The 13,794-nt window shown below is 69.7% G+C and carries 12 protein-coding genes, 3 tRNA genes and 1 pseudogene; 10 read left to right on the top strand and 6 right to left on the bottom strand.

Features of this window, described 5'->3' with window-relative positions; translation table 11 throughout:
- Positions 1-247: 247 nt before the first annotated feature.
- Complete coding sequence (locus tag ACFVTH_RS03605) at positions 248-1,261, bottom strand: DUF294 nucleotidyltransferase-like domain-containing protein (RefSeq protein WP_387086813.1); 1,014 nt, start codon at positions 1,259-1,261, stop codon at positions 248-250.
- 31 nt (positions 1,262-1,292) lie between these two features.
- Positions 1,293-2,003 (bottom strand): hypothetical protein, encoded by a 711-nt coding sequence (locus tag ACFVTH_RS03600; RefSeq protein ID WP_387086811.1) that lies wholly within the window; start codon positions 2,001-2,003, stop codon positions 1,293-1,295.
- Positions 2,004-2,141: 138 nt separating this feature from the next.
- Between ACFVTH_RS03600 and ACFVTH_RS03595 the strand changes: the two genes are divergently transcribed.
- The 3 genes and pseudogenes from ACFVTH_RS03595 (at position 2,142) to ACFVTH_RS03585 (ending at position 3,626) form a co-directional block, all read left to right on the top strand.
- A complete protein-coding gene (locus ACFVTH_RS03595) occupies positions 2,142-2,339 on the top strand; it encodes a hypothetical protein (protein ID WP_387086809.1) in 198 nt (65 codons plus the stop codon).
- A pseudogene (locus tag ACFVTH_RS03590) lies at positions 2,339-2,695 on the top strand (hypothetical protein); the annotation flags it as partial. The gene ACFVTH_RS03595 and the pseudogene ACFVTH_RS03590, both read left to right, overlap by 1 nt.
- A gap of 163 nt (positions 2,696-2,858) precedes the next feature.
- Positions 2,859-3,626, top strand: a complete 768-nt coding sequence (locus ACFVTH_RS03585) for a tyrosine-type recombinase/integrase (RefSeq protein ID WP_387086807.1) — start codon at positions 2,859-2,861, stop codon at positions 3,624-3,626.
- A gap of 37 nt (positions 3,627-3,663) precedes the next feature.
- Here the strand turns inward: ACFVTH_RS03585 and ACFVTH_RS03580 are convergent.
- The 3 genes from ACFVTH_RS03580 to ACFVTH_RS03570 form a co-directional block, all read right to left on the bottom strand.
- Positions 3,664-3,736, bottom strand: a tRNA-Phe gene (locus ACFVTH_RS03580).
- 75 nt (positions 3,737-3,811) lie between these two features.
- Positions 3,812-3,885, bottom strand: a tRNA-Asp gene (locus ACFVTH_RS03575).
- Between the two features lie 38 nt (positions 3,886-3,923).
- Positions 3,924-3,996: transfer RNA gene (locus tag ACFVTH_RS03570), tRNA-Glu, on the bottom strand.
- Between the two features lie 325 nt (positions 3,997-4,321).
- On the opposite strand from ACFVTH_RS03570, the gene ACFVTH_RS03565 reads away from it, so the two are divergent.
- Together ACFVTH_RS03565 and ACFVTH_RS03560 are read left to right on the top strand one after the other, a co-directional pair.
- Entirely contained in the window at positions 4,322-5,560 is a 1,239-nt protein-coding gene (locus tag ACFVTH_RS03565; RefSeq protein ID WP_387086805.1) for a M23 family metallopeptidase, read from the top strand.
- Positions 5,553-6,869, top strand: coding sequence for a C40 family peptidase (locus ACFVTH_RS03560; RefSeq protein WP_387086803.1), 1,317 nt, complete (start codon positions 5,553-5,555; stop codon positions 6,867-6,869). The genes ACFVTH_RS03565 and ACFVTH_RS03560 overlap by 8 nt, the downstream gene beginning before the upstream one ends.
- 87 nt (positions 6,870-6,956) lie before the next feature.
- Here ACFVTH_RS03560 and ppa read toward each other — a convergent pair whose 3' ends face one another.
- Complete coding sequence (ppa, locus tag ACFVTH_RS03555; RefSeq protein WP_231429998.1) at positions 6,957-7,442, bottom strand: inorganic diphosphatase; 486 nt, start codon at positions 7,440-7,442, stop codon at positions 6,957-6,959.
- 62 nt (positions 7,443-7,504) lie between these two features.
- On the opposite strand from ppa, the gene tilS reads away from it, so the two are divergent.
- The 5 genes from tilS (at position 7,505) to ftsH (ending at position 13,794) form a co-directional block, all read left to right on the top strand.
- Positions 7,505-8,542, top strand: coding sequence for a tRNA lysidine(34) synthetase TilS (gene tilS / locus ACFVTH_RS03550; RefSeq protein WP_387086801.1), 1,038 nt, complete (start codon positions 7,505-7,507; stop codon positions 8,540-8,542).
- 32 nt (positions 8,543-8,574) lie between these two features.
- A complete protein-coding gene (gene hpt, locus ACFVTH_RS03545; RefSeq protein ID WP_386939540.1) occupies positions 8,575-9,126 on the top strand; it encodes a hypoxanthine phosphoribosyltransferase in 552 nt (183 codons plus the stop codon).
- A gap of 83 nt (positions 9,127-9,209) precedes the next feature.
- Complete coding sequence (locus tag ACFVTH_RS03540; RefSeq protein WP_387086798.1) at positions 9,210-10,913, top strand: MFS transporter; 1,704 nt, start codon at positions 9,210-9,212, stop codon at positions 10,911-10,913.
- A gap of 31 nt (positions 10,914-10,944) precedes the next feature.
- Positions 10,945-11,667 (top strand): DUF2652 domain-containing protein, encoded by a 723-nt coding sequence (locus tag ACFVTH_RS03535; RefSeq protein ID WP_387086796.1) that lies wholly within the window; start codon positions 10,945-10,947, stop codon positions 11,665-11,667.
- Between the two features lie 111 nt (positions 11,668-11,778).
- On the top strand, positions 11,779-13,794 hold the full coding sequence (gene ftsH / locus ACFVTH_RS03530) for an ATP-dependent zinc metalloprotease FtsH (protein WP_387086794.1): 2,016 nt from the start codon (positions 11,779-11,781) through the stop codon (positions 13,792-13,794).

Genomic DNA, 13,794 nt, shown 5'->3' with positions numbered 1-13,794 from the left:
ACCAGCACGAGCGTCCTAAGCCCACGGTCGGTTCGCTCCCGATCAAAACTCGCTGGGCCTTCAATGACCAGCTCGACTGCGCCATCTCTCGTATCAGCAGCCCATAGTCCGTTTCGCGATCGAGCGGCGTGTCGAAGGGTAATGTGCGGCAGGGATCGGCTGGACGGCTGCAGTACCCGCCGTATTAGCTCTAGTGCGCCAGAGACGTTGGACTCGCTAAGGAATGCGATTTCGACCGAGCGGGGCACTAGACCACCAGTGCACGCAGAAGATTACCGTCCGCTACCTCGTCAATATCGCGGATGAGAGAGAACATCTTCTGGCCGTAGACGCTGGCCCGCGCGAACATTTCAGTCTTGATTTCCTTGCCGACGAATTTGGCCTCAAGCTCTTCGGTGGGGAGGGCGGTTTGCTCCAAGAACCAGGCATAGTCCTCGAGAATGTCGTCAACGGCCTTGCGAAAGTCAGGGCGTTCGGCGGCGACCTTGAGGAGACGCTCCCGGGGAGTCACGCTGACGATTTCGACCAGTTCATGCTGTCCGACTGGTCCCAGTGACGCGCCAACGGCGCAGACGGTCGCAAAGCACGTCGTTGCCCGGCTGTACTTGAGTTTGAAGTTCTTGACTCGCGGCTTCGGGTCGGCAGGCACATCATTTCGATTGCGCTTGTTCTCGTAATTCAGCAGAAGGGTCTTCCAGAAGCGCATTATGTCGTTGAGAAGGAACCAAGGCCGGAAGTTCTCCTCGTGGGTGGGATAGTCGCGGTAGTACGACTCGAGCATCGCGTTGATTACATTGCCGTAGCTTGCGTCGCCGTACAGGCAGCGCGATTCGAGCAGCAACAGCATCCGCGTTGTGAAGTAGTTACGCGAGTCGTCGACCGCGCTCCCGAGATGCTTCAGCACCTTCTTGACTTCGTGTGATTGAAGGTACTGGGCGTCATTAGAGAGCTTCGGAAAGCCGAGATCCTCAACCGCTTCGATCAGTCGGCCAAAGAGGCGCATCTCATTCGTGCGACGATGCTCCTTAGACGCGTCCGAGGAGCCATACACGAAGAAGAGGTCAACATCCGATTCTGTGCTGGCTTCGAGGCGGCCATATGACCCGACGGTGAAGATGGTTAGGTCAGCAAGTTCAATCGGCTCAGCTAGCTCAGTGATTGCTTCCTTCAGCTGCCCGACCCGATCCAACGAGTACTGTCGACGCTGCTCGAATATGTCGGTCATTCCAAGGCTCCCGTTGTCTGCAATCTGAATGAACATATCGCGATTGTGGTTCGCGTCGTGAGGCGTCTCATCCAGCGCGCCCCCGCCGCCCGGGCGGAAGCAGCCCACGCTCACGCGCCTTCGTGATCCATCCCTGCGCGGTGGAAAGCGCGACCCCGTTTATCTCCGCCATCGTCGCGCTCGGGTTCCTGTCGCCCTCCCGGGTGAGCTGTCCGTGCTGCAGGGCGACGAGCTCGTAGAAGTCGGGCGACTTCTTCGGGTCGCCAAGGGGCTTGAGCAAGTCGCGCCGGCCGACCTTGTGGCCTGAGGGCAGCACGATCTTGTCGCCCATGATCGTCGCGGACCACTTCATCGCGAAGAGGCGCTGGTTGATCGCGGCCTCGATGCGGGCGGTCGGCAGCTCGCGGAGGAGCTGGCTCGTGATCGCGTCACCCGGGCGCCAGGGGAGGTAGATCACGCCAGTGATGCGTACCTCTTCGGGCACTGCGAACATCTGGCGCTGCAGGCGGATCATCACGCGGGTGTGCGTGGCCGCGTGTTCGATGTAGCGCCAGCGGCCGTCGATCGTCTCGTTTTGGTCGGAGGTGCGCTGGCCCTCGCGCTGATATTCGGTCGTGGCGTCGTCGTCGTACCCGAGCACGGCGTCGATCTGCGCGCTCGCGTCGTCGTCGCGCTCGCCTGGGAATCGGCTTGGCAGGTGCCAGCCATCGGGCAGGTCTTCGGCGAGCAGCAGGCCGTCGTATGACTGATCGCCTGGGCGGCGCGGAGTGGCGGGCATGGGTTGAGTCTAGCCACGCAATTCAGATACTTGCCGAAACCCGCGCGCGGTGATAATCTCAGGTACTTGCAAATAGCCGCGCATGGGTCGGCATGCACGAGATGCCAGCCGGCGGCCGATGAGTCGAGGGGGAGCGTCATGGCCGACACTGCGTGGAGGGTCGAGTACCTGAGCCGAGTCGAGGCGGCTGAGCGGTGTCGCATCCCGGTCTCGAGCTTCGACAAGCTGCGGCACGACGGGCTCATCCCCGAGCCCGACGCGCGAATGGGCAAACACCTGCTCTGGAGCGCCGACACGATCGACGAGCTGCTCGCGCGGGGTGGAACGGACCACTGATGGCCGGGCGGCCGACGAAGGACACCCCGTCGCGGGTGGATCCGCGCACGGGTCGGCCGCTGCCCGAGGGCATCCGCTGGCGGGCCGACCGCCAGCGGTACCAGATCCGCGTCGTCGGCCCGAGCGTCGAGGGCGGCGCTGCCGAGCGCTCCCGTACCTTCTTGACCCTTGCTGAGGCGAAGCGCGAGCTCGCCAAGATGGTCGCCGGCCGCAACCCGAACGGCTCGATGACGCTCGACCAGTGGTACGACAAGTACTGGCCCGCGATCGAGTCATCCATCCGCCCGGCGACGGCCCGCAGCTACGGCGTGGCCTGGCGGCTTCGAGTGAAGCCGAGCCTCGGCAGGCACCGGCTCGACGAGATCACCCTCCCCGATGATCGAGTCGGCGATGGTCGCGTGGTCGGGCGGGGCATCCGCCAAGAACGACGCCCTCGCAGTTCTCTCGCGCCTCCTCGACGGCGCCCGCCGTTCGCGGTTCATCGACTTCAACCCGGCCCGCGAGGTGAAGCGGCCGAGCATGCGCGAGTCGATCTCGCCGGTGTCGCGGGCGCTCACCCTCGAACAGATCGCCACCCTGCTTGGCCTCATTCCCGACGGCGTCTACCGTCGCTACTTCGCCGCGCTCGTCTACACGGGCATGCGCGCGGGCGAGGCGACTGCGCTGCGGGTCGGCGACGTCGACTTCGGTCGCGGCGTTATCCGCGTCAGCCGCTCGCTGAGCCCTGGCGTGCGAGGCGAGCTCATCGAGCAGTCGCCCAAGAGTTGTAAGTCGAGGGATGTCCCGCTGATCGACGCGCTGCGTCCGTACGCCGAAGCCGCGGCGCGAGGCAAGCGGGGGAGCGACCTGCTCTTCGACGGACCCGACGGCGGACGACTCACGAATCACAACGCCCGCCGTGCGGTGAACTGGGAAGCGCTGCGCGAGGCGATCGGCCGGCCCGACCTGCGCATCCACGACCTGCGCCACACGTTCGCGACGATCCTGTTCGACGCCGGCGCTACCGCGCCCGACGTGCAGGCGACCCTCGGTCACTCGAGCCTGCAGGTGACCGAGCGCTACTCGCGGGCTCGCGAAGGCGTCGCGCTCCGAGCCGGCGCAGCACTGAATGACGCGCTCAAGCGAGCCGACGAAAGCGCCGATGCGAGCAGAGCCAAGACCAGCGCAAAGAGCGAAGCCAAGTCGGTCCATCCAGAACCAGAAATGGCACAACGCCGAACCTGGCGAACTCTTAATGGCACATTAATGGCACAGCCTCACGAGCGGCCCCGGGGAATGACCCTCTGACACGAAAAAACCCCCGGTGAACCGGGGGTTTTGACTGTGGCTCCGACCGGCATCGATCCGGTGACCTTTCGATTTTCAGTCGAACGCTCTACCAACTGAGCTACAGAGCCTCAGGCACTCGGTGAAGAATGCCCGAATAAGGAGAAAGCCCCTTCTCTCGTAAGGGAAAGGGCTTGTCGCCTGAGCGACCCTGACGGGACTTGAACCCGCGACCTCCGCCGTGACAGGGCGGCACGCTAACCAACTGCGCTACAGGGCCTCGTGATGAAGCTGTTCAATTATATACGCCTTGCAAAGTGACCCCAACGGGATTCGAACCCGTGCTGCCGCCGTGAAAGGGCGGTGTCCTAGGCCACTAAACGATGGGGCCGGAGGCCTCGCTCTGCAGCGCGACCGCCGAGAAGCAAGCATACGTGCTGATTCGCTTCTGCGCAAAACGAGCGTCGGCGGCGTGCGAAACGCGCGCGGGGGAGTCCTCGCAGCCGGTCCGGCGCATCCGCGGACATGCCCGCCAAATCCCCGGAAACGGGTACCGGCCTGCCTATCGTGAAGGCTGCCAGTGCCCGGAAACGAGAGCGAGGAGCGCGGGGACCCGAAGCCCGCGTGGACGGGGAACCATGGACCGCACCACACGACGATCGCAGACCGCCCGAGCTCGAACGAGCCCGCCGGCGCCACCGAGCATCGCGCGCCGTGTGCTCGCCGGCGCCGCGCTCGTCGCGCTGGCCCTCGTCGGCTCCGTGGCCGCGCCGCAGAGCGCGCTCGCCGCCGACTACCCCACCTGGGACGAGGTCGAGCAGGCCAAGGCCGACACCGCCGCGGGCGCCGCGGCGGTCGAGGAGATCACCGGGCTCATCGGCGAGCTCGAGGCGAACGTCGAACGCACCCGGCTCGAGGCGCAGCGACGCACCGACGAACTGCTCGTCGCGCAGCAGAAGTACGACGACGCGGTGCGCAAGGCCGATCAGATCCAGGCCGAGGCCGATGCCTCCGCGGCCGAGGCGGCCGAGGCCGAGCAGAACGCCGGGCAGGTCGCCGCGCAGCTCTACCGCACGGGCACCGGTGACCTCAGCGTGAGCCTCTTCCTCGAGGCGGGCAACGCGAAGTCGACCGATGCGCTGCTCTCGAAGCTCGGCAACATGAGCCAGATGGTCGAGCGCAGCTCCGAGGTGTACCGCACCGCGCAGGAGAAGGCGAACTCCGCCCAGTCGCTCGGCGACCAGGCCGAGGTCGCGCAGGGCGAGCGCGAGAAACTGCGGGTCGCCGCCGAGGCCGCGCTCAAGGCGGCGCAGGAGGCCCAGGCGGCCGCCGAGGCCGCGCTCGCCGAGTCGCAGGCGAAGAAGATCGAGCTCGAGGCGCAGCTGAAGTTCCTGAAGGACGCCGAGGCGAAGACCACGGCGGCCTACGAGGAGGGCGAGCGCAAGCGCAAGGAGGAAGAGGAGCGCCGCCGCAAGGAGGAGGAGCGCCGTCGCCGCGAGGCGATGGAGAACGGCTCGCCGGGCGGCGTCGCGACCTCGGGCTGGGCGCTGCCGGCCTCGGGATGGATCTCGGGCGACTACGGCCCCCGCGAGGTCATCTGCGGCGGCGGCTACTGCTCGAACCCGTTCCACTACGCGACCGACCTGGCGACCGGGTGCTGGTCGCCCATCTACGCGGCGAACAGCGGCACCGTCACCTACTCGGGCTGGTCGGGCAGCTACGGCAACTTCGTGAAGATCAACCACGGCGGCGGCATCTCGACGGGCTACGCGCACATCGTCGACGGCGGACTGCTCGTCGGCTCGGGGCAGTGGGTCTCGTCGGGTCAGCAGATCGCCTGGTCGGGCACGACCGGCGCGTCGACGGGGTGCCACCTGCACTTCGAGGTCTACGACGGCTGGAACCGCATCGACCCCGTGCCGTTCATGGCGAACCGGGGGGTCTACCTTGGCTGAGCACCGCACGAGGCCCGTCTCGCGGGTGAAGCCCGCGACCGTCTTCTCCGCGGTGGCGGTCGGCGCGGTGACCGCCTCGATCGGGCTCGTCGGCCCGCCCGCGGCGGCCGAGCCCGACTACCCGTCGTGGGGTGAGATCGAGCAGGCCAAGCAGAACGAGGCGACGAAGCAGGCCGAGATCGGCCGGCTGGGCGAGCTGCTCGCCGGCCTGCAGCAGACGGCGGATGCCGCGGTGCAGGTCTCGATGGTCGCCGACGAGGCCTACCGGGTCGCCGTCGACGCACGCGATCGCGCCGCCGAGAAGGTGGAGACGCTGCGCAAGCAGGCCGAGGAGGCCGAGGCGGTCGCCGAGATCTCCAAGATGCGCGCCGGGCTGCTCGCGGCGCACCTCGCGCGCACCGCCGGCAACGACCTGTCGGCCGAGCTCGTGTTCAGCGGCGACGACGTCGACGGGCTGCTGAAGCAGCTCGGCATCGCGTCGAAGCTCGGCGAGCAGTCGCAGGGCGTCTACGAGCAGGCGAGGAGCGACCGGAACGCGGCGGAGGCGCTGCGCGCACAGGCGACGGAGGCGCGAGCCGAGCACGAACGGCTCGCCGCGCTCGCCGAGGCCCGCGCCGACGACGCGCGGGCGGCCGCCGACGAGGCGCTCGCGGCGGTGGCGGCGGCCGAGCAGCGCTCGGCCGAGCTCTACGCGCAGCTCGCCTCGCTGAAGGACACGACCGCGGCGCTCGAGCGCGAGCGCGTCGAGGGCCAGGCGCGCGAGGCGGCCGAGGCGGCGCTCGAGGAGGCCGAGGAGGAGGCGTCGAACGGCGGCGGCTCCGGCGGCGGATCGAGCGGGGGAGGGAACGGCAACAGCGGCGGCGGTTCGAGCGGCGGCGGCTCAGGCGGCGGCAGCGGCGGCGGACAGGCTCCGAACCCGAATCCGAAGCCCCCGAACCAGAACGCCGTCGAGACGGCGATCGCGTTCGCACGGCAGCAGCTCGGCGAGCGGTACGTGCTCGGCGGAGCCGGCCCCGACGTGTGGGACTGCTCGGGCCTCACCCGGGAGGCGTACGGCTACGCGGGCATCGGCATCGGCACGCACTCCGCCACGAACCAGTACTACACGCTCGCGGGCCGCGGCAAGGCGGTCTCGCTCGGCAGCATCCAGCGCGGCGACCTGCTGTTCTGGGGCTCGGGCGGCGACTACTACCACGTCGCGATCTACCTCGGCGGCGGCCGCATCCTCGAGGCCCCGCGCGAAGGCGTGCCGGTGCGCGAGTACTTCATCTGGGGCAGTCCCTCGGCCGCGGCGCGGCCGGCGGGCTGAGCCCCGAGCACGACGAAGGGGGCGAGCCGTGCGGCTCGCCCCCTTCGGTGCGCCGGATGCCACGTGGCATCCGCGGGTCTCGATCGCTCAGTGACCGGGGAAGGCCTCGATCGCCTTCTGGATGAGCGCCTCGGCCTCGGCCGCATTGGCCCAGCCCTCGGTCTTGACCCACTTGCCGGGCTCGAGGTCCTTGTAGTGCTCGAAGAAGTGCTCGATCTCCTTGCGGGTGAACTCGGGGATCGAGTCGACGTCCTGGATGTGGTTCCAGCGGGGGTCGCCGGCGGGCACCGCGATGACCTTGGCGTCGCCGCCGCCGTCGTCGGTCATGTGGAAGACGCCGACCGGTCGCACCTTCACGCCGACGCCCGGGAAGAGCGGGTACTCGAGCAGCACGAGCACGTCCAGCGGGTCGCCGTCGTCGCCGAGGGTGTTCTCGAAGAAGCCGTAGTCGGTCGGGTAGACGAACCCGGTGTAGAGCACGCGGTCGAGGAACACCCGCCCGGTCTCGTGGTCGACCTCGTACTTGTTGCGGCTCCCCTTGGGGATCTCGATGACGGCGTTGTACTCGCCCATGCTCTCTCCTTGTGATGAAGTCTCGCCGGGCACTCGGCACGCGGCGGAATAAGGTTACCCCGATGCCTTCTGACGAGCACACGGATGCCACGGAGCCCCGCCGACCGCGATTGACTCCGCCGATCGCCGACGTCCGACGCGCGGTGCGCGCCGTGCTGCCCGACGGCGGTGCCGTGCTCGTGGCCCTCTCGGGCGGCGCCGACTCGCTCGCGCTCGCCGCGGCCGCCGCGTTCGAGGCGCCCCGCGCGGGCCTCGCCGCCGGCGCGGTGATCGTCGACCACGGCCTCCAGCCCGGCTCCGCCGAGGTCGCCGAGCGCACGGCGCGCACCGCCCGCGAGCTCGGGCTCGACCCGGTGCTCGTGCGGCGCGTCGAGGTCGGCGGCGAGGGCGGGCCCGAGGCATCCGCTCGCGATGCGCGCTACGCCGCACTCGACGCGGCCGTTCGCGAGACCGGCGCCGCACTCGTGCTCCTGGGCCACACCCTCGACGACCAGGCCGAGACCGTGCTGCTCGGACTCGCCCGCGGATCGGGCTCGGCGAGCCTCTCGGGCATGGCGCCCGTCGCCGGTCGGTACGCGCGGCCGCTCCTCGGCATCCGCCGGGCGACCACCAGGCAGGCCTGCCTCGACGCCGGCCTCGCGCCGTGGGACGACCCGCACAACCTCGACCCGGCCTACGCACGGGTGCGGGTGCGCGAACGCGTGCTGCCGGTGCTCGAGGCCGAGCTCGGCCCGGGCATCGCCGAGGCGCTCGCACGCACCGCCGAGCAGCTGCGCGAGGACGACGCCGCCTTCGCCGAGCAGATCGAGGAGTTCATCGAGGAGATCTGCGAACCGGCCGAGGCCGGCATCGCCGTCTCGGTCGCCGCGCTCGCCGCGAACCCCGCCGCGCTCAGGCAGCGCATCATCCGGCACGTCGTCGCGAGCGAGTTCGGGGTCTCGCTCAGCCGCACCCAGACGCTCGAGGTGGCGCGCCTCGTGACCGAGTGGCACGGCCAGGGGCCGATCGACCTGCCGGGCGGCGCGCTGGTCACGCGCGCCGGCGCTCACCTCGTGTTCTCGACGACCGGGTCGACCGAGGTCCTCGAGCACGACCACTGACCGTCCGGTCGGACTCGTTTAGGATTTACCGCATGGATGCGCGCGAGATTCAGGCCGACCTCACCGAGACCCTCGTCACCGAAGCGGAGATCCACACGAAGCTCGCCGAGCTCGCGCGCCAGATCGAAGCCGACTACGACGGCAAGGACCTGCTGCTCGTCGGCGTGCTGAAGGGCGCGGTCATGGTCATGGCCGACCTCGCCCGCGAGCTCAAGTGCCACGTCAACATGGACTGGATGGCCGTCTCCTCGTACGGCGCGGGCACGCAATCGAGCGGCGTCGTCCGCATCCTGAAGGACCTCGACGCCGACCTCACCGGCCGTCACGTGCTCATCGTGGAAGACATCATCGACTCCGGCCTCACCCTCAGCTGGCTGCTCGGCAACCTCGAGTCGCGCGGCGCCGAGTCGGTCGAGATCTGCGCCCTCTTCCGCAAGCCCGACGCGGCCAAGGTCGAGGTCGGCGTGAAGTACCTCGGCTTCGACATCCCGAACCAGTTCGTCGTCGGCTACGGGCTCGACTACGCCGAGCGCTATCGCAACCTCCGCGACGTCGCGATCCTCGCGCCCCACGTCTACAGCTGAGCCCGACGGCCCCGACGGGGTCACCCGGACTGGGGTGGGCACACCGCCCTGCGGCGCCGCGGCGGACGCCCTAGAGTCGTGCCATGGGCGAGGGCGGCCGCCGAAGCAGACTGCGTGACGCTGCCGCCGCCTTCGCGAGCAACGTGCAGAACCCCGACCTGCGGCGCGCGCAGCTGAGCTTCCTCGGCGCGTGGACGGCCGAATGGGCGTTCACGGTGGCGCTCGGGATCGTCGCCTACCGCGACGGCGGCGCCGCGGCGCTCGGCCTCGTCGGGCTGCTGCGCATGGTCCCGTCGGCGATCTTCGCCCCGCTGCTCTCGCCGATCGCCGATCGGGGCCGGCGCGAGCGGGTGCTCATCCTCGTGTCGGTCGTCCGCGGGATCGCGACCGCAGCCGCCGCGGCCGTGGTCGCCCTGGCCGGGCCGCCGGCCGTCGTCTACGCCCTCGCCGTGCTCTCGACGATCGCCGCGACGCTCTACCGCCCCGCGCACTCGGCGCTCCTGCCCTCGCTCTGCCGCACCGGCTACGAGCTCGCGAGCGCCAACATGGTGCGCGGGCTCCTCGACTCGGCCGCCACCCTCGTCGGTCCGCTGCTCGCGGCGGTGCTCCTGCAGATCGCGGGCGTCGACGTCGTGTTCGCGGTCGCGGCGGCCGCCTCGTTCGGCGCGGCGGCGCTGCTCGTGGGGCTGCGTTACGAGGCGCCGCCGAGACCGGCTGCGCCGGCGCGCCGGAATCTCGCCGCCGAAGCCCTCGACGGCCTGCGGGCGGTCGGCCGGAGCCCCGGCCTGCTGCTCGTCCTCGGCCTCGCCTCGGCGCAGGCCCTCACCCGCGGCGCGCTGACCGTGCTCTCCGTCGTCGTGGCGATCGAGCTGCTCGGCACCGGCGAACCCGGCGTCGGGGCGCTCATGACCGCGGTCGGGGTCGGTGCGGTGCTGGGCTCGCTCGCCGCCTCGCTGCTCGTGGGCACCGGGCGGCTCGGCGCCTGGTTCGCGGTCGGCGTCGGACTCTGGGGCCTGCCGCTGACGCTCGTCGGCCTCGCGCCGCAGGGCTCGACGGCGCTCGGCCTGCTCGCCTTCATCGGTGTCGGCAACGCGCTGATCGACGTCGCCGGCTTCACCTTGATCGGCCGGATGGCCCCCGACGACGTGCTGGCGCGCGTCTTCGGCGTGCTCGAGAGCCTCGTCGCCGTGTTCATCGGCATCGGCGCCGTGGTCGCGTCGACGATGGTCGAGCTGTTCGGCGTGCAGACCGCGCTCATCGCGATCGGGCTCGTCTGCCCGGTGCTCGCGGTGCTGACGTGGCATCCGCTGCGCCGCCTCGACCGCTCGGTGGGCGAGCTCGACGACGACGTGCGGCTCCTCCGCGGGGTCGCGATGTTCCGACCCCTCCCGCTGCCCTCCGTCGAGCAGCTCGCCCGCGGACTCGATCCCGTCACCGTCGCGCGCGGCGACGCGGTGTTCCGGCAGGGCGACCTCGGCGATCGCTACTACCTCATCGAGTCCGGTCGCGCCGAGGTCGTGGGCGACGGCCGGGTGGTCGCGACGCTCGGCGAGGGGGAGGGGTTCGGCGAGATCGCCCTGCTGCGCCGCACGCGCCGGACGGCGACGGTCACCGCCGCGACCGAGCTGCGGATGCGCGCGCTGGCCTCCGACCGGTTCCTCCCCGTCGTGCTCGGCTACACGCCGAGCGCGCAGCAGGCCGAGTCCGAGGTCGACGACCTCCTCGAGCGCTACGAACCGGGCGAGCACTCCGACGAGCCGCCGGCCACCCCCGATTCGCGGGGTTGAGGCGCTCGGGCATCGATGGCACCCTGAGCCCATGGAGTCCGGCCGCGCGGTACTGCTGATCGCCGACATCGGCGGATACACCGACTACATGAGCTCCCACCGGTTCAGCCTCGCGCACGCCGAGGTCAACACGGCGCGCATGCTCGACAAGATGATCGACGCCGCGCCCGGGTACGACCTCATCGAGATCGAGGGCGATGCGGCCTTCCTCTCGAAGCAGGCCGACGGCCACGATTCGGATGCCGCGGTCGCCGAGATCCTCGCGACCGCCGCCGCGATGCACCGGGCGTTCCATCTCGAGCGACAGAACGTCGCCGCGAACCTCTGCCCCTGCGCGGGGTGCAAGGAGGCCGCGGAGCTCAAGCTCAAGTTCGTCGCGCACGTCGGCGACGTGGCCACGCAGACGATCCGCGAGCGCATCAAGCTCGTCGGCATCGACGTCATCCACGTGCACCGCATGCTCAAGAACCCCGTCTCCATCCCCGAGTACGTGCTGCTCTCCGACGAGCTCCACCGCACCGGCGCGGGCGCGCTGCCCGCCGAGGTGCACGAGATCTCGCAGGACCTCGAGGGCATCGGCACCGTGCGCGCGTACTTCGTCGACGTCGGCGATCTCGACGCCGAGCTGCCCCCGCTGCCGGGGCCGTCCGTCCGCGGGCGCCTCGGGCGCACCTTCGCCGCGGCCGGGCTCGGCATGCCGTACCTGCTCGGGCTGCGCCGGAGCCGCCGCGACGCGGCGGCGGCGGTCGAGTAGGGCGCGCTGCGCGCTTTCAGCGGCTGTGCCGGTCGGTTCGCTTCATGCGCTGCGCGCTTTCAGCGAACAGGCAGCCGTCGTCCAGTACCGTCGGGGTAGCCTTGCAAGATCATGAACATGAAGAAGGTCTTCCGCGGGCCGATCATCTACATCCTGCTCGCGATCGTCGCCGTGTGGATCGGCTCGAGCCTCATCACCGCGTCCGGCTTCAAAGAGGTGTCGACGCAGGAGGGACTCGAGCTGCTGAGCGACGGCAAGGTCGCCGCCGTGAAGATCGTCGACGGTGAGAACCGCGTCGACCTCACCCTCGCTGAGGAAGACGAGAAGCTCGGCAAGCAGGTGCAGTTCTACTACGTGACGCCCCGCGGCGCCGACGTGGTCGCCGCGGTCGACTCCGCCGACCCGAAGGACGGCTACAACGACGAGGTGCCGCAGCCGAACTGGTTCATGTCGATGCTCGGCATCCTCCTGCCGCTGCTGCTCATCGGCGTCTTCTTCTGGATCATGCTGTCGGGCATGCAGGGCGGCGGCAACCGCGTCATGCAGTTCGGCAAGTCGAAGGCGAAGCTCGTCTCGAAGGAGAGCCCGAAGGTCACCTTCGACGACGTCGCCGGCGCGAACGAGGCGATCGAGGAGCTCCACGAGATCAAGGAGTTCCTGAAGGAGCCCGCGAAGTTCCAGGCCGTCGGCGCCCGCATCCCGAAGGGCGTGCTGCTGTACGGCCCTCCCGGCACGGGCAAGACCCTGCTCGCGCGCGCCGTCGCCGGCGAGGCGGGCGTGCCCTTCTACTCGATCTCGGGCTCCGACTTCGTCGAGATGTTCGTCGGCGTCGGTGCATCCCGCGTGCGCGACCTCTTCGACCAGGCCAAGCAGAACGCGCCGGCCATCATCTTCGTCGACGAGATCGACGCGGTCGGCCGCCACCGCGGCGCCGGCCTCGGCGGCGGTCACGACGAGCGCGAGCAGACGCTGAACCAGCTGCTCGTCGAGATGGACGGCTTCGACCCGAAGACCAACGTCATCCTGATCGCGGCGACCAACCGCCCCGACATCCTCGACCCCGCGCTGCTGCGCCCCGGCCGGTTCGACCGCCAGATCGGCGTCGACGCCCCCGACCTCAAGGGCCGCCAGAAGATCCTCGAGGTGCACTCGAAGGGCAAGCCGCTCGCGAACGGCGTCGACCTCGAGGTGCTCGCGCGCAAGACGCCGGGCTTCACGGGCGCCGACCTCGCCAACGTGCTCAACGAGGCCGCGCTGCTCACCGCGCGATCGAACGCGCAGCTCATCGACAACCGCGCGCTCGACGAGGCCGTCGACCGCGTGATCGCCGGCCCGCAGCGCCGCTCCCGCGTCATGAAGGACAAGGAGAAGCTCATCACCGCGTACCACGAGGGCGGCCACGCCCTCGCCGCGGCGGCGATGAACTACACCGACCCGGTGACGAAGATCACGATCCTCCCGCGCGGCCGTGCCCTCGGCTACACGATGGTCATGCCGCTCGAAGACAAGTACTCGGTCACCCGCAACGAGCTGCTCGACCAGCTCACCTACGCCATGGGCGGCCGCGTCGCCGAGGAGATCGTGTTCCACGACCCCTCGACCGGCGCCTCCAACGACATCGAGAAGGCCACCTCGACCGCCCGCAAGATGGTCACCGAGTACGGCATGTCGGCCAACGTCGGCGCGGTGAAGCTCGGCCAGTCGCAGGGCGAGGTCTTCCTCGGTCGCGACATGGGGCACCAGCGCGACTACTCGGAGGAGATCGCCGAGCGCGTCGACCTCGAGGTCCGCACCCTCATCGAGCAGGCGCACGACGAGGCCTGGCAGGTGCTCAACGACAACCGCGACATTCTCGACAGGCTCGCGGCCGAGCTGCTCGAGCACGAGACGCTCGACCACAACCAGATCGCCGAGATCTTCAAGGACGTCCGCAAGCTGCCCGAGCGCCCGCTGTGGCTCTCGAGCGACAAGCGCCCGGTCTCCGACATCCCGCCGATCACGTTCCCCGAAGACAAGCTGCCCATCGACCAGGGCGCCGTCGACGGCGGCGTCGACTCGAGCGAGCTGCCCGAGGAGGCCCCCGCGGCCCGCTCGCCGCGGTCGAACCCGCGACCGGCGACGGCCTGA

It is taken from the genome of Agromyces sp. NPDC058104 (assembly GCF_042884835.1).
Classification (GTDB): domain Bacteria; phylum Actinomycetota; class Actinomycetes; order Actinomycetales; family Microbacteriaceae; genus Agromyces.
Note: the sequence above shows the minus strand (reverse complement) of the source record. Positions and strands in the feature narration are given on the sequence as shown.

What these genes read in the sequence shown, in the direction of transcription:
- ppa (WP_231429998.1), bottom strand. Translation starts at nt 7,442, where the DNA reads ATGGGCGAGTACAACGCCGTCATCGAGATCCCCAAGGGGAGCCGCAAC.
- ACFVTH_RS03535 (WP_387086796.1), top strand. Translation starts at nt 10,945, where the DNA reads ATGGAGTCCGGCCGCGCGGTACTGCTGATCGCCGACATCGGCGGATAC.
- ACFVTH_RS03585 (WP_387086807.1), top strand. Translation starts at nt 2,859, where the DNA reads ATGCGCGAGTCGATCTCGCCGGTGTCGCGGGCGCTCACCCTCGAACAG.
- hpt (WP_386939540.1), top strand. Translation starts at nt 8,575, where the DNA reads ATGGATGCGCGCGAGATTCAGGCCGACCTCACCGAGACCCTCGTCACC.
- ACFVTH_RS03540 (WP_387086798.1), top strand. Translation starts at nt 9,210, where the DNA reads ATGGGCGAGGGCGGCCGCCGAAGCAGACTGCGTGACGCTGCCGCCGCC.
- ftsH (WP_387086794.1), top strand. Translation starts at nt 11,779, where the DNA reads ATGAACATGAAGAAGGTCTTCCGCGGGCCGATCATCTACATCCTGCTC.
- ACFVTH_RS03595 (WP_387086809.1), top strand. Translation starts at nt 2,142, where the DNA reads ATGGCCGACACTGCGTGGAGGGTCGAGTACCTGAGCCGAGTCGAGGCG.
- ACFVTH_RS03605 (WP_387086813.1), bottom strand. Translation starts at nt 1,261, where the DNA reads ATGTTCATTCAGATTGCAGACAACGGGAGCCTTGGAATGACCGACATA.
- ACFVTH_RS03600 (WP_387086811.1), bottom strand. Translation starts at nt 2,003, where the DNA reads ATGCCCGCCACTCCGCGCCGCCCAGGCGATCAGTCATACGACGGCCTG.
- tilS (WP_387086801.1), top strand. Translation starts at nt 7,505, where the DNA reads ATGCCTTCTGACGAGCACACGGATGCCACGGAGCCCCGCCGACCGCGA.